Below are 564 nucleotides of genomic sequence, written 5' to 3'. Positions count from 1 at the left end.
CTTATAATCAAAAGCCAACAAAGGGCTTTGATTGTAAAGAATAGAAACAAACAAAAACAATAGAGGTAATTTTTGAAATTTTAACACAAAATAACCTTTGTTTAATTTTCGCTCGTATCGTATTCCAATTTTATTAAAAAACCTATTAAAAATGAAAGTATTCAAATAATTATTTGAATATTATTCTTTTTTTGTTTCGCTTCCATTTTTTATCGGCTCAAAAGAATACCCTAAAGCCTGATAAATTTGATTGTGGTAACGGACTTGATTGTCTTCTAAACTCTCTTGAAAAGATTTTTTAAAATGCGGATCTAGCGTGTTTAAAAACACCTCTAGCCCTATCGCGCTGGAATAATTCACCCAATCATGCCTTAACTCGCTCTCCAATAAGGAGGCGTATTCTATAAGCGTTTCATCGCTATTTTGCAAGGCATTGACAATGAATAAATTTTTTCTGTCTTTAGGTTGGGTGAGTAAGAGTAAAGAGGGGTTGAAGTTGATTTGTGTGGAAAGGATTTTAAAGGGCTTGTATTCTAAAAGCCCTATTTGAGAAAGGATTAGGCC

General features: G+C 32.4%; 1 protein-coding gene. It reads right to left on the bottom strand.

Going from position 1 to position 564, the window contains the following annotated elements:
• Positions 1-180: 180 nt before the first annotated feature.
• The coding region (locus IEY73_RS34795) for a hypothetical protein (protein WP_229716455.1) at positions 181-564 on the bottom strand (384 nt) is incomplete at its 5' end.

Source organism: Mangrovihabitans endophyticus (genome assembly GCF_014646155.1).
Taxonomy (GTDB): Bacteria; Actinomycetota; Actinomycetes; order Mycobacteriales; family Micromonosporaceae; genus Actinoplanes; species Actinoplanes endophyticus.
This window is presented reverse-complemented; position numbering and strand designations above follow the sequence as displayed.